Source organism: Halomonas bluephagenesis, assembly GCF_054790765.1.
The window spans coordinates 1933411-1959314 of sequence record NZ_CP133631.1 but is presented as its reverse complement, the minus strand read 5'-3'; the positions used below and the strand labels follow the sequence as shown (position 1 = coordinate 1959314).

General features: G+C 55.6%; 21 protein-coding genes and 1 pseudogene. 16 read left to right on the top strand and 6 right to left on the bottom strand.

Annotated features, from left to right (window positions below; translation table 11 throughout):
* Positions 1-189 precede the first annotated feature (189 nt).
* The 7 genes from REH51_RS08585 to gad all read left to right on the top strand — a co-directional run bounded on the left by REH51_RS08585 (position 190) and on the right by gad (position 9629).
* Entirely contained in the window at positions 190-495 is a 306-nt protein-coding gene (locus REH51_RS08585; protein WP_009723255.1) for a YtcA family lipoprotein, read from the top strand.
* Positions 492-1595, top strand: coding sequence for an HlyD family secretion protein (locus tag REH51_RS08580; protein WP_009723254.1), 1104 nt, complete (start codon positions 492-494; stop codon positions 1593-1595). The genes REH51_RS08585 and REH51_RS08580 overlap by 4 nt, the downstream gene beginning before the upstream one ends.
* Positions 1588-3420, top strand: a complete 1833-nt coding sequence (locus REH51_RS08575; protein WP_498937588.1) for an FUSC family protein — start codon at positions 1588-1590, stop codon at positions 3418-3420. The genes REH51_RS08580 and REH51_RS08575 overlap by 8 nt, the downstream gene beginning before the upstream one ends.
* The gene (locus REH51_RS08570) at positions 3410-4951 is read left to right on the top strand and encodes a TolC family protein (protein WP_498937586.1); all 1542 of its coding nucleotides are present in this window, start codon (positions 3410-3412) and stop codon (positions 4949-4951) included. Before REH51_RS08575 ends, REH51_RS08570 begins: the two co-directional genes overlap by 11 nt.
* Before the next feature lie 103 nt (positions 4952-5054).
* A complete protein-coding gene (locus REH51_RS08565) occupies positions 5055-6029 on the top strand; it encodes an MliC family protein (protein ID WP_009723251.1) in 975 nt (324 codons plus the stop codon).
* Between the two features lie 114 nt (positions 6030-6143).
* Positions 6144-8084 carry an aspartate:alanine exchanger family transporter gene (locus tag REH51_RS08560; protein ID WP_234667967.1) on the top strand — a complete coding sequence of 647 codons (1941 nt, stop codon included), beginning with the start codon at positions 6144-6146 and terminating at the stop codon, positions 8082-8084.
* A gap of 165 nt (positions 8085-8249) precedes the next feature.
* On the top strand, positions 8250-9629 hold the full coding sequence (gene gad, locus REH51_RS08555; protein WP_498937584.1) for a glutamate decarboxylase: 1380 nt from the start codon (positions 8250-8252) through the stop codon (positions 9627-9629).
* Positions 9630-9833: 204 nt separating this feature from the next.
* Here gad and REH51_RS08550 read toward each other — a convergent pair whose 3' ends face one another.
* Entirely contained in the window at positions 9834-10862 is a 1029-nt protein-coding gene (locus REH51_RS08550) for a linear amide C-N hydrolase (RefSeq protein ID WP_498937582.1), read from the bottom strand.
* A 395-nt stretch (positions 10863-11257) separates the two neighbouring features.
* On the opposite strand from REH51_RS08550, the gene mscL reads away from it, so the two are divergent.
* A complete protein-coding gene (gene mscL, locus REH51_RS08545; protein ID WP_498937580.1) occupies positions 11258-11755 on the top strand; it encodes a large conductance mechanosensitive channel protein MscL in 498 nt (165 codons plus the stop codon).
* Between the two features lie 68 nt (positions 11756-11823).
* Here the strand turns inward: mscL and REH51_RS08540 are convergent, their stop codons facing one another.
* From REH51_RS08540 to hemC, 4 genes and pseudogenes are all read right to left on the bottom strand, one after another.
* A complete protein-coding gene (locus REH51_RS08540) occupies positions 11824-13089 on the bottom strand; it encodes a heme biosynthesis HemY N-terminal domain-containing protein (protein ID WP_498937578.1) in 1266 nt (421 codons plus the stop codon).
* Positions 13086-14564 (bottom strand): annotated as a pseudogene (locus REH51_RS08535) (uroporphyrinogen-III C-methyltransferase). Before REH51_RS08535 ends, REH51_RS08540 begins: the two are co-directional and overlap by 4 nt.
* 16 nt (positions 14565-14580) lie before the next feature.
* Positions 14581-15360, bottom strand: a complete 780-nt coding sequence (locus tag REH51_RS08530; protein ID WP_009723243.1) for a uroporphyrinogen-III synthase — start codon at positions 15358-15360, stop codon at positions 14581-14583.
* Complete coding sequence (gene hemC, locus REH51_RS08525; protein ID WP_009723242.1) at positions 15357-16301, bottom strand: hydroxymethylbilane synthase; 945 nt, start codon at positions 16299-16301, stop codon at positions 15357-15359. Before hemC ends, REH51_RS08530 begins: the two co-directional genes overlap by 4 nt.
* A 137-nt stretch (positions 16302-16438) precedes the next feature.
* On the opposite strand from hemC, the gene REH51_RS08520 reads away from it, so the two are divergent.
* The 8 genes from REH51_RS08520 to REH51_RS08485 all read left to right on the top strand — a co-directional run bounded on the left by REH51_RS08520 (position 16439) and on the right by REH51_RS08485 (position 24988).
* Complete coding sequence (locus REH51_RS08520) at positions 16439-18889, top strand: sensor domain-containing protein (RefSeq protein WP_498937576.1); 2451 nt, start codon at positions 16439-16441, stop codon at positions 18887-18889.
* A gap of 95 nt (positions 18890-18984) precedes the next feature.
* Positions 18985-20388 carry an argininosuccinate lyase gene (argH, locus tag REH51_RS08515; RefSeq protein ID WP_498937574.1) on the top strand — a complete coding sequence of 468 codons (1404 nt, stop codon included), beginning with the start codon at positions 18985-18987 and terminating at the stop codon, positions 20386-20388.
* Complete coding sequence (gene lptM / locus REH51_RS08510) at positions 20385-20516, top strand: LPS translocon maturation chaperone LptM (RefSeq protein ID WP_009723239.1); 132 nt, start codon at positions 20385-20387, stop codon at positions 20514-20516. The genes argH and lptM overlap by 4 nt, the downstream gene beginning before the upstream one ends.
* The gene (gene lysA, locus REH51_RS08505; protein ID WP_498937572.1) at positions 20516-21787 is read left to right on the top strand and encodes a diaminopimelate decarboxylase; all 1272 of its coding nucleotides are present in this window, start codon (positions 20516-20518) and stop codon (positions 21785-21787) included. Before lptM ends, lysA begins: the two co-directional genes overlap by 1 nt.
* Positions 21787-22620 (top strand): diaminopimelate epimerase, encoded by an 834-nt coding sequence (gene dapF / locus REH51_RS08500; RefSeq protein ID WP_009723237.1) that lies wholly within the window; start codon positions 21787-21789, stop codon positions 22618-22620. Before lysA ends, dapF begins: the two co-directional genes overlap by 1 nt.
* 16 nt (positions 22621-22636) lie before the next feature.
* Positions 22637-23347: a DUF484 family protein gene (locus tag REH51_RS08495; RefSeq protein ID WP_009723236.1), complete on the top strand. Its 711-nt coding sequence runs from the start codon at positions 22637-22639 to the stop codon at positions 23345-23347.
* Entirely contained in the window at positions 23340-24248 is a 909-nt protein-coding gene (locus REH51_RS08490) for a tyrosine recombinase XerC (protein WP_498937570.1), read from the top strand. Before REH51_RS08495 ends, REH51_RS08490 begins: the two co-directional genes overlap by 8 nt.
* A gap of 2 nt (positions 24249-24250) precedes the next feature.
* The gene (locus REH51_RS08485; RefSeq protein ID WP_009723234.1) at positions 24251-24988 is read left to right on the top strand and encodes an HAD family hydrolase; all 738 of its coding nucleotides are present in this window, start codon (positions 24251-24253) and stop codon (positions 24986-24988) included.
* 108 nt (positions 24989-25096) lie between these two features.
* Here REH51_RS08485 and yihA read toward each other — a convergent pair whose 3' ends face one another.
* The gene (yihA, locus tag REH51_RS08480; protein ID WP_009723233.1) at positions 25097-25732 is read right to left on the bottom strand and encodes a ribosome biogenesis GTP-binding protein YihA/YsxC; all 636 of its coding nucleotides are present in this window, start codon (positions 25730-25732) and stop codon (positions 25097-25099) included.
* Positions 25733-25904: the final 172 nt, after the last annotated feature.

Here is a 25904-nt window from a genome sequence, read left to right as displayed (position 1 = left end):
ATTTTGGAAATGCTCCGCGAGCGTACGGAATCGGCAATTTTTCTCACGCTTGCCGGGAATTACTGAGTTGGCGCGAGTGTCTTTCGCCAATCTAGATGACGAGTCCTACGACGCCATCGGACGTTCGGTTCGATCTATCGCCCGCGTCTATGTCCAGGCATATCAAGCATCTAAAGGAGAAGTGAACGCATGATTTTAGCCGGTAGAGTAGGCCACCCCCTTCATTTTTGGTCGGCGATCCTGCTGCTGCCAATGATGCTTGCTGGGTGCTCAATGAATGCCCACTCGCCGACACTTTCCTTGTACGGTTCGTTCTTTCCTGTCTGGCTAATGGCGGCCCTGCTCGGAGTGATCTGTACAGTCGTCCTGCGGCTACTGTTTATCCGCATAGGGCTGCACGAGCATCTGCCGATGCCGCCGCTGACCTATCTCTGTGCGGCAATCTTCAGCGGCATCATGATATGGGCGTTTTGGACTGGAGTGCTGGCGCTATGAGCAACCAGAACGATATGAGCAACCAGAACGACACGGGTAACGAGAATGATACACCCGCACCACGCGGGCCCAGAATGCGAATACTCCTCGCGCGCCTGATCGGCTTCGCGCTGATCGCTAGTGCCATTGTTGCTATCATCTTTGTGGCTATGCAGCGCACAACTACCCTGCGTACAGACCATGCCGAGGTGAGCGCCACGATTGCACCAGTATCGACCAACGTGCCGGGGCATGTAACTGAGGTTTTCATTGAGGACAATGTTTTCGTAGAAGCTGGAGATCTACTGTTTCGCATTGATCCAGAACCTTACGAGCTGCGAGTGGAACAGGCGCGCGCAATGCTACGCACTGCCGAAGCCGAACTCGAGACCGGTGGTCGCTTACTCTCCGTTCAACAGACCAATGCTGAGATTGCCAGTCGCCAGATCGATCGTGCCCGCAATCACGTTGATCTCACTCGTCAGTCGCTGCAGCGACTGGAGAACCTGCTGCCGCGAGGCATGGTGACCGCCCAGCAAGTTGATACCGCGCGCACGGTTCACGGGGATGCTTTAATCTCGCTTGATGAGTCATTGAGCCAGCAGTTGGCAGCGCAAACCATGATCGGGACGCTCGATGCCCCTCAGGCTCAAGTGGATCTGGCACGCACCAGCCTGGCACTGGCCGAACGCGAACTGCGCAGGACTGAAGTGCGCGCACCAATTTCGGGCCGTATCACTGGGCTTGATCTCGGTGTCGGCACGTATGTGGTGACCGGTGTTTCGCTGTTCTCGCTCATCGACACCGAAGACTGGGTGGTCACGGCTCTGTTTCGTGAAACCGAATTACCGCGCATCCGCGTCGGCGCGCCGGTCGATGTCTTCGTAATGTCGGCCCCAACGCAGCGCCTGAGCGGTCGTGTCCAGAGCCTCGGCTATGGGGTCAGAACCACTGATAGCATCAGTATTCTCGGCCTGCCGGTCATCGACAGTTCAGTCGACTGGGTACGGGTCGCGCAGCGGTTTCCGGTCACCATCCGCCTTGAGGAGCCACCCGAAGAGTTAATGCGCGTTGGTGCCTCCGCCTCCGTCACCATCCACTCGGCTGAAGAGCATGAGTAGCCACGCCGACACTTCGTCGAACGGTATGTTGCAGATAATTATCGACGACCTGCGCCCCTATGACGGGCGTTTGGAGATGACGCTGCACATTGCGTTGCTATGCGGACTGACGGCGGGTGTTGCAATGGCCCTGCAGGTGCCTCTGGCGCTGCTCTCGTGTTATCTGATCTTCCTGATGTACCGAGACAATGCGGGCGAGAACATTGGGATTGGCGTCGGCCTGATCCTTGCGGCGACAGTCCTCATCGCTTTAAGTATCCTCCTCATGATGTTCGTCGCCGATGCGCCTGCACTGCGGCTGGCGATGATGGGAGCGGTTACCTTTGGCTTCATGTGGCTGGCACGGGCTAGCAAGCTGGGTGACCCCGCCGGTCTGCTGGGTTTCATCATCGTGTTTATCCTGACGTTCTACGATTACATCTCCATGCCGGAATTGGTGCTGCGTGGCCTGGCCTGGGTGTGGATGGTGGTCTTTGTGCCGATGGTACTGCTAGTCGCCCTCAACGTGTTTTTCGGCCGCAGCCCCCTGCGCCTAGTGCGCGAGCGGGTGCGTGATCGACTGCGCGAGTCTGCGCGCCTTGCTGAAGGTGGTGATCCTGCTCCAACCGACCGGTTGCTACAGGAAGGCAATGAGGCGGCCGAAAAGCATGCTGGTATGGCGCGTCTGCTTGCTCTGGCATCGAAAGAGGAGCACGACCGGCTCGTAGCGGAGCTCGCGGCGAGCTTCGATTTGCTCGCTACAGCACAGGCGGCTACAGCAGCAGGTCGACCCGAACCCGACATGGCGCCCTTGCTGCGCCGGATGGCGGGGGGTTCGGCGCCGCCCCTGCCCGCGGGTACTGGCCCGGTCGCCGATGCTGCCCGTGCCTTTGTTGCCGCCCGCAACGCCGCTAGCGTAACTACCCCCGCGAGATCCGAGGCCGAAAGCTCGTTTCTGAAACCGGATGCTTTTGAGAATCCTGCTTACACCCAGTTTGCGCTCAAGGTGCTGCTTGCTGTCTTTCTGACCTATGCCTTGTACACCAGCATCGGTCTGTTCGAGATCCATACGGCGATGGTCACTTGTTTCGTCGTCGCACTCGGCACCTCTGGCGAAACCTTCCACAAAAGTACCCTGCGGGTCATTGGCTGTCTGATAGGGGCGGCGATGGGGGCGTTCGCCGTTATCTTCGTGATGCCGCACCTTAATGACCCTGGACACCTTTTCCTGCTTATCGCCACGGGCAGCCTGATCGCTGGCTGGGTAGCGACAGGGTCGTACCGCGTGCAGTATGCAGGCTTTCAAATGGCACTCGCCTTTTTCATCTGCGTGCTGCCAGGATCACCGCTGGAATTCGGACCGAACTATGATCTCTCAGACGCGGGCTATCGAGTGCTCGGCATTCTCGTGGGCATCGGCATCATGGGGCTCGTGTTCTCCTTGATCTGGCCGGAGAGTGCGAACGATATCCGCGATAGCGAGACTGACGCCGCGCTCGCGGTAATGACCGAGGTGCTACGCGGCGAGGATCGTCTTGATGATATGTACCGCCATATTGGTGCTGCGCGCCACGCCGAGGAGGTCATGACGTTCGAGTGGCTTGGGTCTGCTACTGACCGGCAAACAGCCGGCGCCAAGCGACTCGCTGCCACCGAGCAGCTAGCGCGGCTGCTGCCGCTCATGAGTGGGAAGAATGCAGGCCTCCTTGCCGCTGCTCTAGAGACATCAACTGAGCACCAACCGGCTGGTTCCTATACAGCCAACGGTACCAGTGACGCCATATACGACCGCGCACGAGTTCTGGTCGGGATACTGACAGGGGAAGGGAAAGTGAATGAGAGTTGAGCTTCATCGAATCGCACTTGTCACGCTTTGTGCTGGGTTAGTGGGCTGCGCGCAACAGACGATCCACCCGACCTCGCCCGACGCCTCGACACCCCTGGGTTCGTCGCAAACGGCAACCGGCGCCATGGATTTTTCTCTACCTGCCGATCTGTCGTTGGCAGAAGACCAGGCCTCTACCTTCATCGGTCAGCAGCTTCCGACTGAACCGTCGGTCGCTATCGATCCGGAGCGGATTTACACTCTACCGGAGTTGATCGACATCGCGCAGCGCACCAAGCCGGCGACCCGTGCTGCTTGGCTGCGCGCCCGTGAAGCCGCACTCGCAGTGAATGTCGTTGAAGCTTCCTACTTGCCACAGTTGTCAGCCAATGTGCTAGCGGGTTATGAAACCGTGTCACGTCCCGAACAGGCAATTCCGGAACTCGGAATCGGAACAGGGCGATTGACAGCGACCGGATACCAAGTAATACCCCATCTTGCCGTAGAGTGGCTGCTGTTCGATTTTGGTGCGCGAGACGCCGCTCTGGAAATTGCAGAACAGGCTGCTATCGGCGGCAATATCGCTTTCCACGGCGTCCACCAAAGGGTCATCTTCGAAGTCAGCGAGGCCTACTTTCAGTATTCCGCAGCACGCGCGGAAACACGCATCGACCAAGAACGGGTGGAGGATGCCAAAACCCTACGCAGAGTTGCTGAAGGCAGACTTCGAGAAGGCTTGGCGATTCGGGCAGAAGTCGCTCAGGCACGACAGATCGAGGCCCGAGCCCAGTTCGATCTGACGCTGGCCGAAAGTCGAGAAGAAAAAATTCGGATGGCGCTGATGCACGCCATGGGCTTATCGCCAGCAACCACAATGCGGGTAGCGGAGCTCTCTGATAGGCAGTTGCCGGAAGAGGTACCTATGCCGCTTGACGAACTGATCGAAACCTCGCTGGCCCAGCGGCCTGATATTCAGGCTGCTTTGGCTCGGGGGCGAGCCGCCCGGTCGGAAGTGGATCTGGTGGCTGCAGCATCGAGACCCAAGATCGCGGCAGTGGCAGAAGTTGGAAGGGCAATCGGCGGCGTTAGCCTCCGCGATAGTCGCTTCGGCGGAAGTGCCTCGATGAATAGAACACTTGATGAGGCTATAGCTGGCGTTGTGTTTACCATGCCCCTTTTCGATGGGGGGCTGCGCCAGACCCAGGAGCGGCAAGCGCGTATGCAGGCCGAGGCGGCTAAACAAGATCTCCTTGAGATCCGCAATTTGGCCGCACAGGAAATTGTAGAAGCCTACAGTTTGCTGCACAGCAGCTTAGCGGCCTACACGGCCTCCGGCCCACTGCTCGAAGCTGGGCAAGAAACCTATGAGACGGCCCTAGGACTTTACGAAAATGGTCTCGCGACGCTGGCTGAGGTCAGTCAGTCTAAAATCGGGCTAAACGACGTCCGTTTGCTCCGTGAGCAAGCCTTTGCTGATACTTTCGCTGCTGCGACCGGCCTCGCCTTCGCGACTGGCCGTCTCACCAACCGCGATGTGCCAGCCCAATTGTGATGTTGGGAACGACGTGTGGATCAGCACTCTGGACTAAAGTGTTGATATAAATGCGGGCACACTGTGCCTAGCTGCACCATTAACAAGCATTGGAGTGCATGAGATGAAGCAGCTTTTGTGGGTAACAACAGTTGTATTCCTGGCCGCCTGTAGCGGGGAACCTGAGCCGGAACCGACAACGGAGGTCGAGATCTCTGGTGAGGCGCATTACATGGAGCGGATTATGATGCCGCCCGACTCGGTTCTCGAGATCGCACTGGTTGATGAGGTTAGCGGTGACCGCTTGGTTGTCGAGCGAATGGAAGATGTGGGGGCGCCGCCTTATCCTTTTGACTTGCGCATCGATCAAGACCTGATGAGCTCCGATAATCAATATCTGCTGCAGTTGACCCTATACTTGCCCGATGCTACTCCGCGATTTGCAGCTGAGGTGCCGGTTTCATCGAATCAGACCAACGTATCGGAGATAAGACTGATCGGCGTCGATTCCAGTGCACAGGGCATGGGCTCAGAAACGTTGGCCGTCGAATGGCACTCTTTCCAGTGCGGTGATATTGCTGTGGACGCAAACTTTGAGATGGGCGATCAAGCCACCCTGTCCTTGCCCTGGGGCAAAGCCGAGCTGCCTTTGGTGCCCGCTGCATCAGGGGCTCGATATGACGACGGTGAAATTGAGTTTTGGACCCGAGGTACCGATCAGGCCCGCTTGACCATTGCCGATGATGACAGTGTCGAATGCTCGCTGCGCGACAGCGTTTCTCCTTGGACCCAGGCGATGCTCGACGGGGTTGATTTCAGGGCCGTGGGTAACGAGCCGGGCTGGCACGTCGAAGTCATAGAGGAAGAAGGAGTAATGTTCCTGACACTTGACCATGGCGCCAATCGCCACGTTTTCGAGGATGTCGAGGTGTTGGCCGACCAGGCAGGCTACCATGCTGAATCCTCGGGTCACGAAGTGAAGGTCACGCTTGCCTCGGAGCCTTGCCAGGACAGCATGGTGGGGTGGACGTTCCCACTCACGGTCAGCCTTGATCGCAACGAGCAGACACTGCAGGCCTGCGGACGCTTTCTGCGCTGAGCTCCCAGAGGAGGCCGTAGCCACGGGTATTTATTGAGCCCCGATTTTGTCGAGGCCGTGTCCGGCGGCAGAATCGGGCCCCTTTGGCGAGTTTTTTAAGAACGGGGGAACTGCATGCTCAACGTTTCTTCTTTGCCAATTGCCTTGATAAGCGCCAGATTTTGGGCGCTTCCAGCCGCTGCACTTTTCGCCTCTGTAAGTACTACCACGCATGCGCAAGATGGGGGAACAGCAGAGGGCGGAACCCTGCGATCTTTCGAGCAGGTGAGCGAGCGGGCTATCGGTAGTGTCTTCGAGTTCATCGAGCCGGTGACGGAACGTGGTATCGAAGGTGCCTTTGCTTTCCTCGACGCGCAGCAATGGGTGTTTATTCTGCTCGCGCTTGCCATTGGGTACCCACTCGGGCGACTCAAACTCGGCCCCATTTCTCTTGGTTCAACCGCCAGCACGCTGCTTGTCGCCGTCGTAATCTCGATGACTGCGCAAATCGCTTTTAGCATGACTTATGCGATCCCAGGTATTGTTGCGACCATCTTCCTGTCGCTCTTCATGTATGCGCTGGGGCTCGGGGTCGGGCCAAAATTCTTTGCAGGTCTAAAATCCGGTGGCTTAGCGGCGATTGTCTGTGGGGTGATCATCTGGGCGTTGAACTGGGTGATTTGCGTCGGTGGCGCACATCTCGTCGGGCTAGAATCCGGCTTCGCAGCGGGTCTGATCTCGGGCAGCTACACCATCACCGCCGTCCTTGGGGTCGCGGAATCTGCCGTGCAAAGCGGCTCGGCAGCGGTGCCGCCGGGCATGACCGCCGATGAGATTGGGGCCAACATGGCGGCGGGCTATGCCGTTAGCTACATCCTGTCGAGCATCGGAATCATCCTGCTTATGCGCTACCTGCCCGCGATGTTTGGGCACGACCCTGTCTCAGATGCTAAAAAGGCCGAAGACGCCTTTGCTGGTTCCGGCACCCATCCTCTTCCGGGCACACCGCATGCGTTCTTGCTCGGCTACATGCCGTTCGACATCCGCGCCTACAAGGTTGAGAACGAGAACCTAATCGGAAAGAGCGTCAATGAACTTTTCGAGGCCCATCCGCAGGCGCCTATCCTGCGTGTGGAGCGCGACGGTGAGGCTATCGATGCGCTCGATAACCCGACAATTCGTAAAGGCGACATCGTGACTGTGCGCGCAGATGTGCATGACATGATCCTGCACGGCAACGAGGTCGGCCCGGAGGTCGACGATCCGGTTGCTCGCGATATAACCATCGAGTCTGCAGATATCGCGGTATCGTCTTCCGAGATCGCAGGCAAGACCGTTGAGGAGCTTGCGAAGTCTTCGCTCGCCTACGGTCTTAGGCTGATTGCGGTTTTCCGGGCGGGACAAGAGATTCCAATCGGGCCGCAAACCGATATCCGCGTAGGTGACGTAGTGCGATTGACCGGGCCGGACAGTTGTATCGAGCGGGCGGGCAAAGCCCTGGGCAGCAAAGTCATTACTGAACAGACTCTGGCGACGACCGAAGTCATGTATATGGCGATCGCCATGGTGGTCGGCTTCATTGCAGGGACGCTGAGTGTCACGATTGCGGGCATTCCCTTCGCACTTGGTACCTCGGCCGGCTGCCTGCTTGCCGGTATCATGGTTGCATATTTGCGCAGCCGTAACCCGCAATTCGGCGGGCCGGTATCTGAAGGTGCGCGCAGTTTTCTGCAGGATATCGGCCTTAATGTGTTCGTCGCTGTGCTGGGTGCGAATACCGGGCCGAAAATAATTTCGGCGCTAGGCGGGGACACTGTCATTTGGCTCGCTCTGATAGGTACCACAGCGGCCCTTCTACCGGTAGTCGTGGCCTTTTTCGTTGCTGACAAATTCTTCAAACTGAACTCTGTGATTAACGCGGGCGCATGCGCGGGCGGGCGTAATTCGACGCCGAGCCTGAATGCAGTGCTTGAACAGTCTAAAAGTCAGGTGGCTGCGGTGCCTTACCCAGTATCCTACGCCATAACGACCGTGCTTGCCCTTGTCGGCGGCTACATCGCGCAGATCTTGTCTTGACGTGCCAGGGAGCAGAGGCTGGCGCTCCCTGCATTATTGCACTTGGCGAACTCTATCACCTGTCGGGCAATTAAGCCGACACCCTGGAAAAGGCAAAAGCTGCATGACCCAGCCTGCGCCGGGCGGTTCCGGAGCGTGGCCTCTACCACAGATTGGAGATAAGCAATGACAAATCGTTCTCACAGCATGGATGATGAAATCTACGGATCTAGCACGTTGGCGAAGCCGCTACCCAAATCCGGGTTCCCCGACGATGAGCAATCGCCGCGCTGGGTCTGCGCTGCCGTGCGCGACGAATTGATGCTGGACGGTAATGCACGCCAGAACCTCGCAACCTTCTGCCAGACCTGGGAAGAACCAGAAGTGCACGAGCTGATGGATGCATGCATCGACAAGAACATGATCGACAAGGATGAATATCCGCAGACTGCTGAGATTGAGGCACGTTGCGTCCACATGCTGGCTGATCTCTGGAACGCGCCCGAAGGGCCGGCAACGGGCTGTTCGACGACAGGCTCGAGCGAGGCCGCTATGCTGGGTGGGCTGGCCATGAAACGCCGCTGGGAGGCCAAACGCCGCGCGGATGGCAAGCCAACCGATAAGCCTAATCTCGTGACGGGTCCTGTGCAGGTCTGCTGGCACAAATTCACCCGCTACTGGGATATCGAGCATCGCGAGATTCCTATGGAGCAGGGGCGGTTGCTGATGACCCCCGAGGAAGCTCTGAAATACTGCGACGAGAACACGATCGGCGTGGTTCCGACCCTCGGTGTGACCTTTACCGGTGAGTATGAGCCTGTAAAAGCCGTCAGCGACGCGCTCGATCAGTTGGAGCGCGATACCGGTCTTGATATCCCAATTCATGTGGACGGTGCCAGCGGAGGATTTTTAGCACCATTCTGCGCAACGGAACTGGAATGGGACTTTCGCCTTCCGCGGGTGCGCTCGATCAACGCGTCAGGCCACAAGTTCGGCCTCGCGCCACTCGGTGTTGGATGGGTACTGTGGCGCCAGGAAAGCGATCTGCCTGAGGAAATGATCTTTTGGGTCAATTATCTGGGCGGCAACATGAAGGACATTGCCCTTAATTTCTCGCGGCCTGGCGGGCAGATTGTTTGCCAATACTACAACTTTGTCCGGCTCGGCCGCGAGGGCTACGAAAAGGTGCACGGGGCCTGTTATGACAGCGCGGCGTTCCTCGCCGCCGAGATCGCCGCATTGGGTCCGTTCGAGATCGTTTTCGACGGGGAACGCAGCCGCGGCATCCCAGCGGTGTCATGGAAGCTGAAGGACGGCAGTGATCCAGGCTTCACGCTTTTTGATCTTGCCGACCGTTTGCGGGTGCGTGGCTGGCAGGGGCCGGCTTACACACTGCCCTCTAATTGCGAGGATCAGGCGATTCAGCGCATTCTTGTGCGCAACGGTGTCAGCGGGGATTTATGCGCGCTACTGATCGATGACATGAAAGCGGCATTGGCGCATATTTCGGCTCATCCCAAACAGGTGCCCCTTGCAGAAGAAGACGCCTCAGGGTTCCATCACTAATGCACCATTCTATAGCTCCCATTCTATAGCTTCGGAGCTTTGAGCTGCTGTCGAAACCTGCTAACGCTCGAATTTACTGTCTTTGAATGCGGATCGCGGGTTTCAACGGATCCGCTTCAGAGTGAGAAGGCAGGCGGAACGAGATTGCACAGTAGACCAACGCTTTATCGGGGGCGTGTCTTTAAAGTGTGCGGCCTCGATGGACTACTGTTTGACCTTCTCCGCAGCTGCAACCAATTGCCTTTCGAGTTCGAGAGTGAGGAAGTTCAGCATCCCACTGTCGACGAACTTGCCGCTGACTTCGCCGGCGATTCCGTGCTCGACAGTCAGTTCGTTCACGAGGTTGAGCTTCAGCTGGGGGGCGCCCTCGGTGAGGTCTAGGTCGCTCAGGTCGACCCAGACGATGTTGGGGCGGGTGGTCGACTCAAAGACGTAGCGCTTGTTGGTCAGGTCGCTGACAGTTTGCCAAAGGGTCTGGGACGCATCGGGCTTGCCGGGATCCGGGATCCGGAACGGCTGTGCGGCGTTACGGATGACGCTAAACATGGCCGCGATGGCCTGTAGCTGCGTTTGCGGCTGGTCCAAGCGACTCACGTAATACGCCGCACGGGCGAATCGGTCGCTCGCGAGGGTCGACCCAGGGATCGGTTGGTCGCCGCCAAGTCCACTGATGGTCTTGACCAGTTCAAGTTGCTGGTCGTACGTGGGTGAGTTCGTCATCACACAGTACTCGCGGCTGGGGTAGACCTTGGGCTTCCCATCACTGTACTCGATGATGCACGAATCGCCCGTGGCGTCATCGAGAGCCAAGTGAATCGCTGGCGGCGTCCCGCCTGTAGGATCTATCATCTGCACCACTTGAACGCCAGATTTTTCAATCCATTCGACGGCTTCTGCTACGGTGGCGTAGTTGTCGAGGAAGTACTGCATCCAGATGGCCTGACTCAACTGAGTGCGGCTGTCGTCCTGGGGGCCGTAGTCCGACTCCGCCAACCACAGCACGTGACCCGCCAGGCCGGCTTCATTCAGGCCATCGACCGAGATCATGTCGAAGGCGGTCGCAACGACGCTCCCGTACTTCGATGTCCATGTCAGCTTTCCCTGCACCCCGTCGTCGCGTGTGATGCCTTTCGGCTGCGTCCACAGATTTGTCATCAGGTCTTTGTGAAAGTCCATGTTACGGCCAACAATGACCGACCCGTTGGCGTTTGGCCAAACCACTCGCGTGCACATACGGCTACTCCTCTCGCTACATTGCAACTGACACATTGCCAGAATAGGTCCCGCATCGTCTCCGCCGTGTATCGGCAGTATAAGCCACCTTCTGGGAGATCGACCAGATTGGGCTACCCTACCCAAACTGGGACAGATTCTCTGTTTATGCCAATCACAATGCTGCTGATAAATTCAGCGGCGGACTGGGAGCGAGAGTTTGACGTCGAGAATCGCGCTCAGGGAGATTCTTTATGACTTAAGGGAGTCTGCCTGCCGATAGCAATAACGACTACGATGTATCTTAATCTCCCTTAAAACCACTTGATGTTGGAAGAGCGTTTGCTGCTTAATCAGCGCAAATTGCTCGGTTCTATATCCGAGTTCTGGTTTGAAAACGTTGGGGATATCGGCAAATGTCTAAATTTTTTAAGGAATTCCGCGAGTTTGCGGTGAAGGGAAACGTAGTTGATATGGCCGTCGGCATCATTATTGGTGGTGCATTCACGCTGATTGTGAAAAGTCTGGTCGCCGATGTTATGAACCCATTGATTGGGCTGATGGTGGGTGGGATTGATTTTTCGAACCTCTTTGTCGTGCTAAGAGAAGGAGGTATTGGGGGGCCTTATGCCACGCTTGCTGACGCTCAGGCGGCAGGGGCAGTAACGCTTAACGTTGGGTTATTTATTAATGCGGTGGTGAGCTTTGCGATTGTCGCGTTTGTGGTGTTTTTACTGGTTCGCACGATTAACCGAATGAAACGGGAAGAGGCGGGTGCGCCTGCTGACCCCACTGAAAAGCCTTGCCCATACTGCTTTATGGTGGTGCCTATTAAAGCAGTGCGCTGCGGCCATTGCACGTCTGAATTAACCGCTGAGGACGCGGCTGAAATGACGTCAGGTTTGGTTAAATAACGCGTTAATAGGTAAAGAAAAAGGGTGCCCATTGGGCACCCTTTTTGATTGACGGCTTTCTGACGACGTTAAGCGCTGTTCTTCACGGCTTTTTTGGGCTCACTTTGCTTGCTGTCATTGGCGTCGCTTGGTTGTGGAAGCGAGGGCAGTGACTTAGCGAGCATATCCACACTGTGGCGGTAGTAGAGCTGGCTTTTGTTGTGTTCGCCAAGGCTTGCATAGAGGCGAGCAAGCTCGGCGCATACTTCACCGTTGGGGCGTTGACGTTGACTGGCTTCAAAGTACTCCAGCGCTTTTTCCCACTTGCCAGTACGCAGCGAAAGGCGGCCGCAGGCAAGCAATAGTTCAGGGTCGTTGGGGCGCTCTTGCAGCCATTTCTCCGCTTTTGCTAATTGGCGTGAGGCATCTACGTTAAGCAGGCCGTAGCGTTTCACCAAACGCGCATCCCAGTGGCTGTCAAGCGAGTGGTTAAGCAAGCGCTCGGCGATAGGCTCTTCGTTGGCCTGTAAAAGTGCCTCGGTATAGAGCACGATTAGCTCTGTATTGCCGCGTAGATAGTCCGGCATATCGGCCCATAGCCCGCGCACCCGCTCGATATTCGTGGGGTTTTTGGCCTCAAAAACAATCAATTCACGGTACGCTTTGAATTCCAACTGCTCACGCTCTTGCTGTGTAATCAGCTTTTGCGCAGACAAACGCGGTATTAACTGGCGTAAGCCTTCCCAATCGTTAACGCTTAGGTGCACTTGCTTAAGAAGCTTGAGCACTTGCGGGTGGTTGGGCAGCTTCTTATCCAAGCGATTCAAAATGGCCAGTGCTTCTTCAGGTTGCTGACGATCAACCATCAGTTGAGCCTGCATCAGACCAATGGCCGTATCAGCCCCTTCGGTAGTGAGCTGAGCCTGGTTTAAATGCTCTTGAGACTGCTCATGGTGGCCTTGGTAATGCGCCGCCAGTGCCGCAGAAAGGTAGTTTACAAGTGGTGTGCTGGAATCGTCAGCCGCTCGCACCAGCGTTTTCTCGGCTTTTTTCCAGCGGCCTTCGGTTAAGGCAACCAAACCGCGCACGGTACGTTTCATTGCACGACGATTGCGGGCACGGCTATTCCAGGTGCGAAAACGCCCCACCGGACGAATAATGCCGCTGAGCAGGCGCAATGCAAAGTGCAAGATGATGAAAGCACCCAGCAGTAGCACCAAGCCGAACCAGAATGACGTTTGTACCGAGGTGTCACCAACGCGTATTAACCAATAGCCAGGCACCGACATCATCAGATGCCCGAACAATGCGCCGCCCGCCAAGCCGGCAACAATTAAGAGAATTAGTTTTCTCATGCATCACCTCCACCTTGGCGACGCGACTCAAAGCGGTTTTCAATAAACCCCGCTAGCGCCTGTTGCGAAGCGCTAATGTCCGGTAGCTCAGGTTGCACCTGGGTTTGCTTCAGTTCTTGCAGGCGAGCAATAACGCTTTGGGTCTCTTCACGTTCGGTGTCGTATTAGCCGTTGAGCAGCGCTAGTGACTTATCGATGCTTGCCTCAAAAAGCGCTTGCTCTTCTTTCAGCAGTGCCAACTGAGACTGTTCAAGAATCAGGCGCAGGCTTTGACGCAAGTAGGACTCTTGCTCTGGTGTAATCAGTGTTTCTAACGCTTCGTCGTGCTGACGAATCACCACAAGATCTTTTAACTCTTCACCAAAGCGGGCCAACTGACGTTGGAAAGTGCCAGTGGGCGGCTGCTCAATGCTAGAGGTAACGGCGCGCTCTTCTATCTCTTGTGACAGGCGTAGGGCAGCGATACGCTCTTGCTGAGCGTTCAACGCGAGATAAATACCGGTGCGATCAACCTGCGGTACGGCGTCCAGGGCGGCAAGTTCATTCGCAATTTCACGGCGTACTGGCGTTAATGCCGGATTGTCGGCATCGACCAAGCGAGCGTCGGCAGTGCGCAGCAGGGCGGCAGCACCTTCAACGTCACCTTCCAACTGCAGGCGCTGGTTGGCTAGCCGTAACAGGTAAGCGGCTTCAGCATGCAGCCAGTCACGCTCGTCGGTCTCTTGCTCTTGAGAGAGCTGTGCTAGCACGTTGTCTAGTGTGCTGTTGACCTCTCCGCGGTAGCTATCCAGCTCGCTACGCAGTTCGCTCATCGTGCTGTCCAGCGCTTGGTTGCGCTCGGCTTCGCTGTTCTCAATACGCGATGCTAGGTCGCTAACCGCTTGCTGTGAGGCACTGCTTTGCGCCTGCTGGGCGAGCTCGTCTATACGCTGCTGCTGATTATCCAAGCGCTGCCAGCCCTGCCAAGCGGCAAACGCGACGGCGAGTGCCAGGATAATCACCAGCGCAATGGCAATCCCACTGCCTTTGCCACCACCACTGCCACTGTTCGTGGAGCTATTCGTGGAAGAAGGGGGAACGTGCGCAGCATTTCCAGATGCGCTACTGCTTGTTGGTTTAGTGCTGGCCGTCTGCTTGGTTCCTGCTGACGATTTAACGTCTGTTGAAGACTTAGGTTCTGCTGAAGACTTCGTATCAGTTGCCTGTTGGGGGTCAGCGCTTGGTTTGGTCGAAGCTTGGCCATTATTGGTGTTCGCCGACACGGTGCTGGCATTAGCTGCGTTATTGCCCCCTTTATTGCGGCGACGCGAGCGGCTGTTTTTAGCAGCGTAAGAAGACGCTGCCGTATTCCCTGCCGTTGATGTTTCGCTGCTCGACGAGTCTGACGCGGCAGTGTCGCTTGGTTTGGCGTCGTATTGAGATTCATCGGCAGACGCGTTGTGTACGCCTTCCTGATCGTTTGGTTGTTTGCTCATCTGTCGCTAGCCCTTATTAAGTTCCTTGATCGACATCGGCACCCTTTGGGTTGCAGGACCGCCCCAACGCTGCTGCCAGTGCAGCTGGCGTTGCTCCCGACGCCACCTTGAGGTCACGAAAACCCAGTTTACCGGCCAGTTTAGCTAAACGGTGACTGGAAACGATTAGCGGTTGGTTCAACGCTGCTTGTTCACACCATCTTGCCAGATGTTGAAGCAGTTCGCCGCTGGTAGCGATTAACGCTCGATAATCGCCTGATAATAGACGTTGCTGCATGGCCGGCGTTGGCGCTTGATATACACGTCGATACACCGCGGTGCGGGTAACATTGGCCCCGCGAGCGCTTAGTGTCTCTGCTAATAATGAGCGACCACCCTCACCAGCCACTAGCAAGACACGCTGATGCGTAAGCGTTTTGAGTGAGGCAAGTGACAACAGCGCCTCGCTCGTGTCTTCTCCGTGGTCAGGCGAAGGAATATGGACACGCACACCCAGCTGTTCAAATAGTACGCTTGCCGTTGCACGGCCCACACTATAGTAGTTAATGCCCACCGGCAGTTGGGGCCAATAGCGATCAAGCGCTTCGCTTAAACAGTAAGCGGCAAAGGGGCTGACCACCACTATTTTATGGTACTGATCAATATCTAACCAAATACTGCGCTGAACGTGATCCTCGGGCAACGACTCTAAGCGCATAACGTCAAGTTGCTCAACAGAGGCTCCCTGAGCACGCAGCGAGTCTGCTAAGGCTGTTCCCCGTTCACCAGGGCGGCAGATCAGTACCGGTTGACTCATACGTTGCGGCCATACACCTCGGCTAAAATATCGCCTGCCCCTTGATCCAACAGCTCTTCGGCGATTCGGATACCCAGGGCTTCGGGCTCATGAATAGAGCCACTGCCTTCTGCACGCAGTACCTCAGTGCCCTCTGGGTTGCCCACTAATCCCCGCAGCCAAATGGTCTCATTGGCTTTATCCAGCACCGCGTGCCCCGCGATAGGCACTTGGCAGCCGCCTTCCAAACGCGTGTTCATGGCGCGTTCGGCACGCACACGGGTAGCGGTGTCGGGGTCATCCAGTGGGGCTAATATTCCAATTAACTCTGGATCATGGAGACGACACTCAATGCCTAGTGCCCCTTGGCCGCAAGCGGGAAGGCATATTTCAGGCGGCAGTGCTTGGGCAATGCGCTCATCGAGACCTAAGCGCTTCAAACCAGAGGTGGCGAGAATAATGGCATCAAATTCGCCCGCATCTAATTTAGCTAGGCGAGTCTGCACGTTTCCGCGTAGATTAAGAATCTGCAGGTCAGGACGGGCTTCGCGCATTTGCAAGCCACGGCGCAGACTGGCGGTGCCGATTCGCGCACCCTCCGGTAGCTCTTCTATGCTGTTATAGTGGTTGGAAACAAACGCATCTGTTGGATCGGCACCTTCCAAAATGACAGAAAGTCCGAGCCCTTCAGGAAAGTGCATGGGAACATCTTTCATTGAATGCACGGCGATATCCGCACGCCCATCGAGCATGGCGTCCTCTAGCTCTTTCACAAAGAGTCCTTTACCACCAATCTTGGAAAGCGGCGTATCAAGAATTTTATCTCCTTTGGTGGAGAGCGCAATAAGCTCGACTTCAAGGCCGCTATGTGCCGCCATCAAGCGGTCGCGGACGTGTTCGGCTTGCCACATAGCAAGCTGGCTTTTACGCGTAGCAATGCGCAATTTAGTGATGGATGACACGTGATTCTCCCTTTGCCGCTGACAGGTCGCGACGAACTATGATAAGTCTCATCATAAAGCACCCAGCTACACAGTAAAAATAACCGGCCGAAATTATGGTCAGTGCTGTAAGGCAATCCACACGTTTAGGTGATGCCATGCCCTTTGTTCAATCTCAAGGCAAGCTAAATCAGTTTTTTTTGTTATCGCAAGATTTATTCTTTTGCATTGATTTTGCGGGCATCTTACTTAACGTTAATCCGATGTTCGAAACGTTGCTGGGCTATTCCGCGAGTGAGTGGATAGGTAAATCATGTGGCAAAGTGGTGGACCCACGCGATATCCCGGTTATTGAGGAGGCGTTGGCGCGTCTCCAATCACAAAAGAAAGTAACTCCGTTTGACGTTCGAGCACTAACGGCAGAAGGAGAAATGGTGTGGCTGGAAGTCACCGCCGCAGTGGGAGAGCACGTCATTTACGTGATCGCCCGTGATATTTCGCGACGAAAAGCCGTCGAGAAACAGCTCCTTCGTAATCAGAGACTCTTCCAAATTGCCGGCGAGACCGCGCTGATTGGCGGCTGGTACGTTGATATGTCCGAAAGGATGCCCATTTGGTCGAACGAGGTGTGTCGCCTGCATGGTGTTCCTGATGGATTTCAGCCCACCATTGAAGAAGCGATTGACTTTTATACGCCGAGCTCTCGGCCACGTATCCGTCAGGTGTTTGAAGCCTGCTGCGAACAAGGGATTAGTTTTGATGAAGAACTGGAGATTATCACTCGGCAAGATGTCCGGCGTTGGGTAAGAGTGATCGGCAAAGCCTTACGTGACGAGTTGGGGGAGGTTATTCAGGTACAGGGCTCAACCCAAGACATCACTGAGCGCAAAGCGACCGAGCGACAGCTCACGCTGCTTGAGCGTAGCGTTGAATCAAGCACTAACGGCGTCGTCATAGTAGATGCTCAACAGCATGATTTACCCATTGTCTATGTGAACGCGGCTTTCGAGCGCATTACTGGGTATTCTCGCGATACGGCACTCGGCCAAAACTGCCGTTTTCTTCAGGGGGAAGAGACAGACCCAGCGACCCTGAAGAAGTTGCGCAAAGGGATCTACAGTCAGCAAGAAGTCCATGTCGTTATACGCAATCATCGCCGCAATGGGATGCCGTTTTGGAATGATCTGTATATCTCCCCTGTGCGTGATGCAACCGGTGCTGTAACGCACTTTGTTGGTGTTCAAAATGACATCACGGCCCAGCGCGAATACCAGGCACAACTTCGGCATAATGCCAGCCATGATGCATTAACGGGGTTACCTAATCGGCTTTTACTTGATCAGCGATTGGCGAAAGGGTGCCTACTGGCCAAGCGTTATCACCGCTACATCGCCGTGCTATTTGTCGACCTAGATGACTTTAAACCGATCAACGACATGCTAGGGCATGACGTGGGCGACCATATTTTAATTGAGGTCGCTAAGCGGCTTGAAAAAGAGCTGCGTCCTTGGGATACCGTGGCGCGTTTTGGGGGCGACGAATTTATCGTTTTACTGCCTGACTTGGCACAGGAAAAAGATGTTCTGCAGGTGGTTGAGCGACTTCTCGCTTGTCTCTCTGCGCCCTACTGGTATCGAGACAGTGAGCTGCGTATTACTGCCAGCATGGGCATTGCCACTAATGATGGAACGATCAGTGAGCCGCGCCAGCTTCTACAGCGAGCAGATCTGGCGATGTATAAAGCCAAGCGGCAAGGGCGTAATACCTATCAGTGGTATACCGATGAACTCAATCGCAAAGTTTCCGAGCGGGTAAATTTACGTCATGCGTTGCAACAAGCTATAGAACAGTCGCAATTTGAGTTGCATTACCAACCGCAAATACATGGCCCCACTGGCCGAGTCTCTGGTGTGGAAGCACTGATTCGCTGGTATCACCCTGAGCGTGGCAACATTCCTCCTGGCCAGTTTATTAGTTTGGCAGAAGACACCGGGCAGATTATGCCGATCAGTGAGTGGGTGTTGGAGAGGGCGTGTTGTGATGCTGTCAGGCTTAATGCGAGCGCAAATATGCCCGTTACAATGGCGGGTAATATTTCGCCCATGCAGTTTCAGCGCTCAGGTTTTCTGGCGTCTATTCAGAGGGTACTCGAGTCGAGCGGTCTAGCTCCCGAACTATTGGAGCTGGAGCTTACCGAAGGCGTGCTAATGGATAGTACGGAGCATGCCATACAAACACTTCAGGATCTGCGCTCGCTGGGCGTGCATATTGCGCTGGATGATTTCGGTACCGGTTTTTCAAGCCTTAGCTATCTCAAGCGTTTACCGATTAACAAGCTTAAGATTGACCGCTCATTTGTACGAGACGTGGTCAATGACTCTCGGGATGCGGCGATTGTAGACGGCGTGGTAACCATGGCAGCCAAGCTTGGCCTTGAGGTATTAATCGAAGGCGTGGAAACGGCAGAGCAGTATGCGTACCTCAATGCCCACTACAGCACGTATTTCCAGGGTTTTTATTTTGCTCGACCGATGCCCCTTTCAGACATCCGTGCCTTCTTACACCAATCTCCTTATCCGGTTAGTGATTCTGAGCCGCACTCTACTTGAGAAACGACTATAAAACGGCATGCCGCTGAGTGCGGTGACTCTGGTACACTTTCTGATAACGATTCCTTTAGTTTAGTCAGCAGGATATGCCTCCGATGAGCCAAGCTACGAACCAGTCTTGGGGCGGTCGCTTTAGCGAGCCCACCGATGCTTTTGTTGCACGCTTCACCGCGTCTGTGACTTTCGACCAGCGCTTAGCGCGCCAGGATATTCAGGGCTCTATTGCCCATGCCACTATGCTGGCTCCTGTCGGTGTGCTGACCGATGACGAGCGCGATACCATTATCACCGGCCTCACCGAGATTCAGGGCGAAATTGAGCGAGGCGAGTTTAACTGGTCGATCCCGCTTGAAGACGTGCATATGAATATCGAAGCACGGTTGACGGATAAAATCGGTATTACGGGCAAGAAGCTACACACCGGTCGTTCACGTAATGATCAGGTAGCGACCGATATCCGCCTATTTATGCGCGATGAGATTGACGTGATTGAAGCAGAGTTGGTTCGTCTGCGTGAAGGCATGATTGAGCTTGCCGACCGTGAAGCCGATACCATCATGCCTGGTTTTACCCATTTGCAAACGGCGCAGCCGGTGACTTTTGGCCATCACCTATTGGCATGGCAAGAGATGCTAACCCGTGATCATGAGCGCCTGCTGGACTGCCGCAAGCGCGTGAATGTAATGCCTCTTGGCGCAGCGGCGTTAGCGGGCACGACCTATCCCATTGACCGCCATGTCACTGCAGAGCTACTCGGCTTTGATCGCCCAGCAGAAAACTCACTGGACGCCGTCTCCGATCGTGACTTCGCTATTGAATTCACCAGCTTTGCCAGCATTCTGCTAATGCATCTATCGCGCATGAGCGAAGAGCTGGTGCTGTGGACCAGCGCCCAGTTTGACTTTATCGACCTGCCTGACCGCTTCTGCACGGGTTCTTCTATCATGCCGCAGAAGAAAAACCCGGATGTGCCCGAGCTGGTTCGCGGTAAAACGGGCCGGGTGTATGGCCACTTAATGGCGCTATTAACGCTGATGAAGTCTCAGCCCCTGGCCTACAATAAAGACAATCAGGAAGATAAAGAACCGCTGTTTGACGCCGTTGATACCGTGCGAGATTGCTTAAAAGCCTTTGCCGACATGGTGCCTGCTATTGAGCCGAAAAAAGACAGCATGTATGAAGCCGCACGACGCGGCTTCTCGACCGCCACGGACCTTGCTGATTACTTGGTGCGCAAGGGCGTAGCCTTCCGTGATGCCCATGAAATTGTCGGTCAATCAGTGGCCTACGGTTTGAAGACTAAGAAAGATCTGTCTGAAATGACCCTTGAAGAACTGCAGCAGTTCTCTGCCACGATTGAGCAGGATGTGTTCGAGGTACTTACGTTAGAAGGCTCCGTGGCCGCCCGTAACCATATCGGTGGCACCGCGCCTGAGCAGGTTCGCGCTGCTGCCAGCCGTGCCCGCGAGGCGTTGGCAGCGCTGAAAGGTGATGCATGAAACGCTGGGTTACCACCTTTAGTGCGGTGTTGTTGATCACGCTGCTGCTAGTTGGTTGCGGTCAGAAAGGGCCGCTTTATTTGCCTGACGAAGACACTAATGGTTCGGCTGCCGAGCAGGAGGGATAATGGATCACTTTAACTACCGCGATGGCGTGCTTTATGCTGAAGACGTCCCGCTTACTCAGCTTGCCGCCGATCTGGGAACGCCTTGTTATGTCTACTCAAAAGCGACGTTAGAGCGCCATTTCCGGGCCTATACCGAAGCCCTGGGTGGTCATCCTCACCTGATTTGTTATGCGGTGAAAGCCAATTCCAACTTGGCGGTGTTGGGCCTGCTTGCACGGTTAGGGGCTGGGGTTGATATTGTTTCGATTGGTGAGCTTGAGCGCGTGCTGAAAGCGGGCGGCGACCCGTCAAAAATCGTGTTTTCGGGCGTTGCCAAGCAGCCTCATGAAATGGCCCGTGCGCTAGACGTCGGCATTAAATGCTTCAATGTTGAATCCCGTCCCGAGCTTGAGCGGCTAAACGCCGTTGCGGCGGAACTGGGCAAGGTGGCACCGGTATCGCTGCGGGTAAACCCGGATGTAGATGCAGGCACCCACCCGTATATTTCGACTGGGCTAAAAGATAACAAGTTTGGCATTCCTGTCGATGAAGCGCTGGACGTTTACACGCTGGCCGCCAGCTTGCCCCACCTACGAGTGAAGGGGCTTGATTGCCACATTGGCTCTCAGCTAACCGAAACCGCCCCGTTTTTAGATGCCCTTGAGCGCCTCTTAATGCTGATGGAGCGGCTGCGTGAGCGTGGTATTGAGATTGATCATTTGGATTTGGGTGGTGGGCTAGGCGTTCCCTATCGTGATGAAAAACCACCTCAGCCGTTTGATTACGCGAGCCAGTTGCTGGCGCGCCTTTCTCGTTGGGAGGGCGGTGAAGCGCTTACTTTACTATTTGAACCGGGCCGCTCGATTGCGGCTAACGCAGGCCTAATGCTAACCCGCGTAGAGTTCTTAAAGCCCGGCGAAACCAAAAATTTCGCGATTGTTGATGCTGCCATGAATGACCTAATCCGTCCTGCGCTGTATCAGGCATGGCAGGGGATTGTGCCGGTGGATACCCGCCAGCAACGTAAGTGTGCGGTCTATGATGTCGTGGGCCCTGTCTGTGAAACCGGCGATTTCCTCGGTAAAGAGCGCGAGTTGGCGATTGCTGAGGGCGATTTACTAGCCGTTCGATCAGCGGGCGCTTACGGCTTTGTGATGGCGTCGAATTACAACAGCCGTCCGCGCCCACCGGAAGTGATGGTCGATGGCAGTCGCTACCATGTGGTACGTGCTCGGGAAAGCCTGGAAAGTCTGTGGGCCGGTGAAGCACTGCTGCCGGAAGGGGAGCGCTGATGCTGTTGCACTTCACCAAAATGCATGGTCTGGGTAATGATTTTATGATGGTGGATCTAGTCACTCAGCGAGCGCGCCTGCGTGATGAACAGATTCGCCAGCTAGCAGACCGGCGTTTTGGCATTGGCTTTGACCAATTATTGGTGGTTGAGCCGCCCCGAGATCCAGAGATGGATTTTCGCTACCGTATTTTTAATGCTGATGGCAGCGAAGTTGAAAATTGCGGTAATGGTGCGCGCTGTTTTGCTCGCTTTGTTCGCGATCAGCGCCTCACACATAAGCATGAAATTCATGTGGAAACTGCCGGTGGGCCGCTGGTCCTCAATGTTCAGCACGACGGTATGGTGCGTGTTGACATGGGGAGGCCGCGTTTTAATCCGGCCACGCTGCCGTTTGAAGCACCGGGTGACCAACCACTACACGCTGTTGACGTCGACGGCGGCACGCTGGAACTAGGGGTTGTTTCAATGGGGAATCCCCATGCTGTGCTGCAGGTTGAATGTGTTGACAGCGCACCGGTTGAGCATCTTGGGCCGCTGCTTGAGTTTCACCCTCGCTTTCCCAAGCGGGTAAACGTAGGTTTTATGCAGGTCGTGTCGCCCAGCGAAATTCGCCTGAGGGTGTATGAGCGTGGCAGCGGTGAGACGCTTGCCTGTGGCACGGGGGCCTGTGCTGCGGTGGCTAGCGGTATTCGCCAAGGGCTGTTGAAAAGCCCGGTAACCGTTCACCTGCCGGGTGGCCAGTTAAGCATTGAGTGGCCCGACCCTGAAGCGCCGTTGGTGATGGTGGGCCCTGCCACACGTGTCTTCGACGGTCGAGTTACACTCAACTAATTCTAGGAGAACGGCGATGTCTCAAGCCCCCGAGCCGCGCAAAACGCTCGACCCTGATCAAGTGGCGTTTTGGCTGGCACGCCACCCCGATTTTTTTGTTGGTCGTGAAGGCTTGCTGCAGCAACTCAAGGTGCCACATCCCCATATCGATGGGGCGGTATCGCTGTTAGAGCGCTTGGTGATTGATTTACGCCAGCGTGCTGAAACAGCAGAGGGGCGGCTTGAGCATCTTCTAGAAACGGCACGACATAATGAAGCCCAGTACCGTCGACTGCGTGAGACGCTACTCAATCTGGTTGAAGCAGAAGATCGCGATACGTTGGCCCAAGCGCTAGCTGTTCAGCTAAGCGAGCACTTTCAAACGCCTGCAATGGCGCTATGGAGCCCATCTTCATTAAGTGACGATGAGCCAACGCCGCCTCAGCCACCGCGTCACGTGTTGGATCAGCATGCCAGCGCTCGCTTAGCTGCGCTGTTAGATGGGCGCACCAGCCGTTGTGTCAAGCTCAGTGTTAGCGACTGGAAATGTCTGTTGCCGCATACCAAAGCACCCCGACGGTCGGGTTCCTGTGCCATTTCGCGGCTTTCGGCGGGCGAGCAGCTGGGATATTTGCTTCTCGCAAGCCCTGATCCCGACTGTTACCGCGCCAGTATGGATACGTTGTTTACAGAGTATCTGAGCGATATCGTGGCACGGCTACTGCTTCGTCTGGAACATCATGGATAGCCCATGCTCATTGACGACGCAGGTCGAAGCGTATTTACGTAAGCTTGCTCCCCACGCAAGCCCTGCCACGGTGGCAGCGTATCGTCAGGATTTAATTGCCTTGCAGCGTTTTTCTGAGCAACGTGGCGTAACCGATGCGGCGATGTTAGACACTGCATTTCTGCGCGCTTTTTTAGGGTCAGAGCGCAGCCGCGGGCTCGCGCCGAGAAGTTTAGCCCGCCGCCGCGCCGCGCTATCACGTTTTGCTGACTATCTTGTGCAGCATCACGTGCTTGTCGACAACCCTGTGGGGTTGCTGCGCACACCAAAGCAGCCAAGCCACTTACCAAGACCGCTTGATGTGGATGCGCTATCACGCTTTTTAGATACGCCTCACGATGGCACGCCGCTGGCAATACGTGACCAAGCCATGCTCGAGTTGTTTTACTCCAGTGGCCTACGGTTAGCGGAACTCGCCGCACTGGATTTAGGTCACTTAAATGCCCACCATGTGCGGGTGATGGGCAAGGGCAGTAAACCGCGGCAAGTGCCTGTTGGCAGGCGAGCGGATCAGGCGATTAAGGAGTGGTTGTCGTGTCGACCTGAACTGGCGGCAATGGGGGAAATGGCGTTATTTGTCGGTCAGCGTGGGCAGCGTCTTGGACATCGGGGTATTCAAAAGCGGTTGGCGCAGCTTTCTGTTGTGCGTGGCTTGCCTGAACACCTCCACCCCCATCGGCTGCGTCACTCATTTGCAAGTCATTTGTTGGAGTCCAGCCAAGACCTGCGGGCGGTTCAGGAATTGCTGGGCCACGCTAATTTATCGACGACCCAAGTCTACACCCGCCTGGATTGGCAGCATTTGGCCGAAAGTTATGATGCCGCTCACCCCCGCGCTAAACGCCGCACGACACGGAGTTAACCATGGCTTCTCTACAAGCGATTACGTTTGATCTTGACGATACGCTGTGGGACAACCAAGGCGTGATGTTAAAAACGGAAGAGGGCCACTATCGATGGCTAATTGAAGCGCTGGCGGCGTGGCGCAAAGCCCGCCATGAAGCGCCATTGACGCTGAGTTACGAGCAAGGGCTAGCCGACTACCTGGAGCGCCGCCAAGCGTGGGCCAAGCAAGTTCCGGAACGGCGCGGAGACTTTACCTGGCTACGTCTACGGGCGTTAGAAGCACAGCTAGAGGCCCAAGGCTTAACACGCAGTTGTGCGTTGCTGTGGGCTGCCGCTGCCATGAATGAGTTTCATCGACTGCGGGTGCAGGTAACCCCTCACCCTGAAGCCGCTGGGCTACTATCCGCGTTGAGCGAGCGTTACCAGCTAGCCGCTATTACCAATGGCAATATTCACCTCAAGCGTCAGCCGTTAGCGGCGTACTTTCCGGTGGCTATTGCTGCAGGCGAATTACTGGCACCAAAACCAGACCCTAAGCCATTTCTCACCGCTTTGGAGCGTCTGAATGTTGTGCCGCACCGCGCCATGCATGTAGGTGATTCCTGGCAAGAGGACGTGTTACCTGCACAGCGGTTGGGCATGCATGCCGTATGGATCGCCGCGCAAGGCGATCAAGCTTTGCCAACACGCATTCACCGAATTGCCCACGTGAAAGAATTGCCCGAGCTAATCGATTGGTTGGAACGACGCTCCTGACAGACACCGCGGTGTGCTTAAGGAACCTGGGTTTATTTGGCAAGGCTGTCTGTGTTGAGCAAGCTTCAGGCTGTTTGGGAAAACTTGGCTTGTTCGGCAATCCTTGGTTTACTCAGGGGTATGCAGCCACTGGTCTAGTTTTTGAGAAAGCGTATCTACACCGTCGCGCTTGAGCGATGAGAAAAGCTGAACCGAGACAAAATCTTCCCACTCTTTAAGGCGCGAACGGACTTTTTGCAGCGCGGCGCTAGCAGGACCTTTTTTTAATTTATCGGACTTGGTAAGCAGAATGTGCACGGGCATTTCGCGCTTATCCGCATAGTTGAGCATCATTTGGTCGAACTCGGTTAGCGGGTGGCGCACGTCCATTAGCAGTACAAGGCCACGTAGGCTGAAGCGGCCACGCAGGTAGTCAGACAGATGCTGCTGCCACTCTAGCTTCACCGCTTCAGGCACTTTGGCGTAGCCGTAGCCGGGCAAGTCGACTAAGCGACGCGATTCGTCATTCATGACGCTGAAAAAGTTGATCAACTGGGTGCGGCCTGGTGTGCGCGAGGTGCGGGCAAGGGCATTCTGTTGAGTAAGCGCGTTAATCGCGCTTGATTTACCCGCATTCGAGCGCCCAGCGAACGCGACTTCAGCACCGGTATCGTCTGGGCACAGCGCAAGCGTAGGGGCGCTGATCATAAAGCGGGCAGTGGGGTAGTTCAGTCGAGCGACTGGGTTATCATTGGCAGTAGACATGGTGTTAATCCTGAAAAACAGACGTATAAGACGGCCCGTTTCACCACGTTAACGTGAGTAAATGACGGTACCGCGACGAATTACCCCAAAAGCAGACCTGGACTTGCATCCCCGCCGCTAGGGTGATTCGTTATAATGCAAGCGGTTTATAACTGCGACCTGGGGCGCTAGT

Bases quoted from the DNA above. Each gene is read 5' to 3' on its own strand.
- REH51_RS08585 (WP_009723255.1), top strand. From the start codon at position 190: ATGATTTTAGCCGGTAGAGTAGGCCACCCCCTTCATTTTTGGTCGGCG.
- REH51_RS08580 (WP_009723254.1), top strand. From the start codon at position 492: ATGAGCAACCAGAACGATATGAGCAACCAGAACGACACGGGTAACGAG.
- REH51_RS08575 (WP_498937588.1), top strand. From the start codon at position 1,588: ATGAGTAGCCACGCCGACACTTCGTCGAACGGTATGTTGCAGATAATT.
- REH51_RS08570 (WP_498937586.1), top strand. From the start codon at position 3,410: ATGAGAGTTGAGCTTCATCGAATCGCACTTGTCACGCTTTGTGCTGGG.
- REH51_RS08565 (WP_009723251.1), top strand. From the start codon at position 5,055: ATGAAGCAGCTTTTGTGGGTAACAACAGTTGTATTCCTGGCCGCCTGT.
- REH51_RS08560 (WP_234667967.1), top strand. From the start codon at position 6,144: ATGCTCAACGTTTCTTCTTTGCCAATTGCCTTGATAAGCGCCAGATTT.
- gad (WP_498937584.1), top strand. From the start codon at position 8,250: ATGACAAATCGTTCTCACAGCATGGATGATGAAATCTACGGATCTAGC.
- REH51_RS08550 (WP_498937582.1), bottom strand. From the start codon at position 10,862: ATGTGCACGCGAGTGGTTTGGCCAAACGCCAACGGGTCGGTCATTGTT.
- mscL (WP_498937580.1), top strand. From the start codon at position 11,258: ATGTCTAAATTTTTTAAGGAATTCCGCGAGTTTGCGGTGAAGGGAAAC.
- REH51_RS08540 (WP_498937578.1), bottom strand. From the start codon at position 13,089: ATGAGAAAACTAATTCTCTTAATTGTTGCCGGCTTGGCGGGCGGCGCA.
- REH51_RS08530 (WP_009723243.1), bottom strand. From the start codon at position 15,360: ATGAGTCAACCGGTACTGATCTGCCGCCCTGGTGAACGGGGAACAGCC.
- REH51_RS08520 (WP_498937576.1), top strand. From the start codon at position 16,439: ATGCCCTTTGTTCAATCTCAAGGCAAGCTAAATCAGTTTTTTTTGTTA.
- argH (WP_498937574.1), top strand. From the start codon at position 18,985: ATGAGCCAAGCTACGAACCAGTCTTGGGGCGGTCGCTTTAGCGAGCCC.
- lptM (WP_009723239.1), top strand. From the start codon at position 20,385: ATGAAACGCTGGGTTACCACCTTTAGTGCGGTGTTGTTGATCACGCTG.
- lysA (WP_498937572.1), top strand. From the start codon at position 20,516: ATGGATCACTTTAACTACCGCGATGGCGTGCTTTATGCTGAAGACGTC.
- dapF (WP_009723237.1), top strand. From the start codon at position 21,787: ATGCTGTTGCACTTCACCAAAATGCATGGTCTGGGTAATGATTTTATG.
- REH51_RS08495 (WP_009723236.1), top strand. From the start codon at position 22,637: ATGTCTCAAGCCCCCGAGCCGCGCAAAACGCTCGACCCTGATCAAGTG.
- REH51_RS08490 (WP_498937570.1), top strand. From the start codon at position 23,340: ATGGATAGCCCATGCTCATTGACGACGCAGGTCGAAGCGTATTTACGT.
- REH51_RS08485 (WP_009723234.1), top strand. From the start codon at position 24,251: ATGGCTTCTCTACAAGCGATTACGTTTGATCTTGACGATACGCTGTGG.
- yihA (WP_009723233.1), bottom strand. From the start codon at position 25,732: ATGTCTACTGCCAATGATAACCCAGTCGCTCGACTGAACTACCCCACT.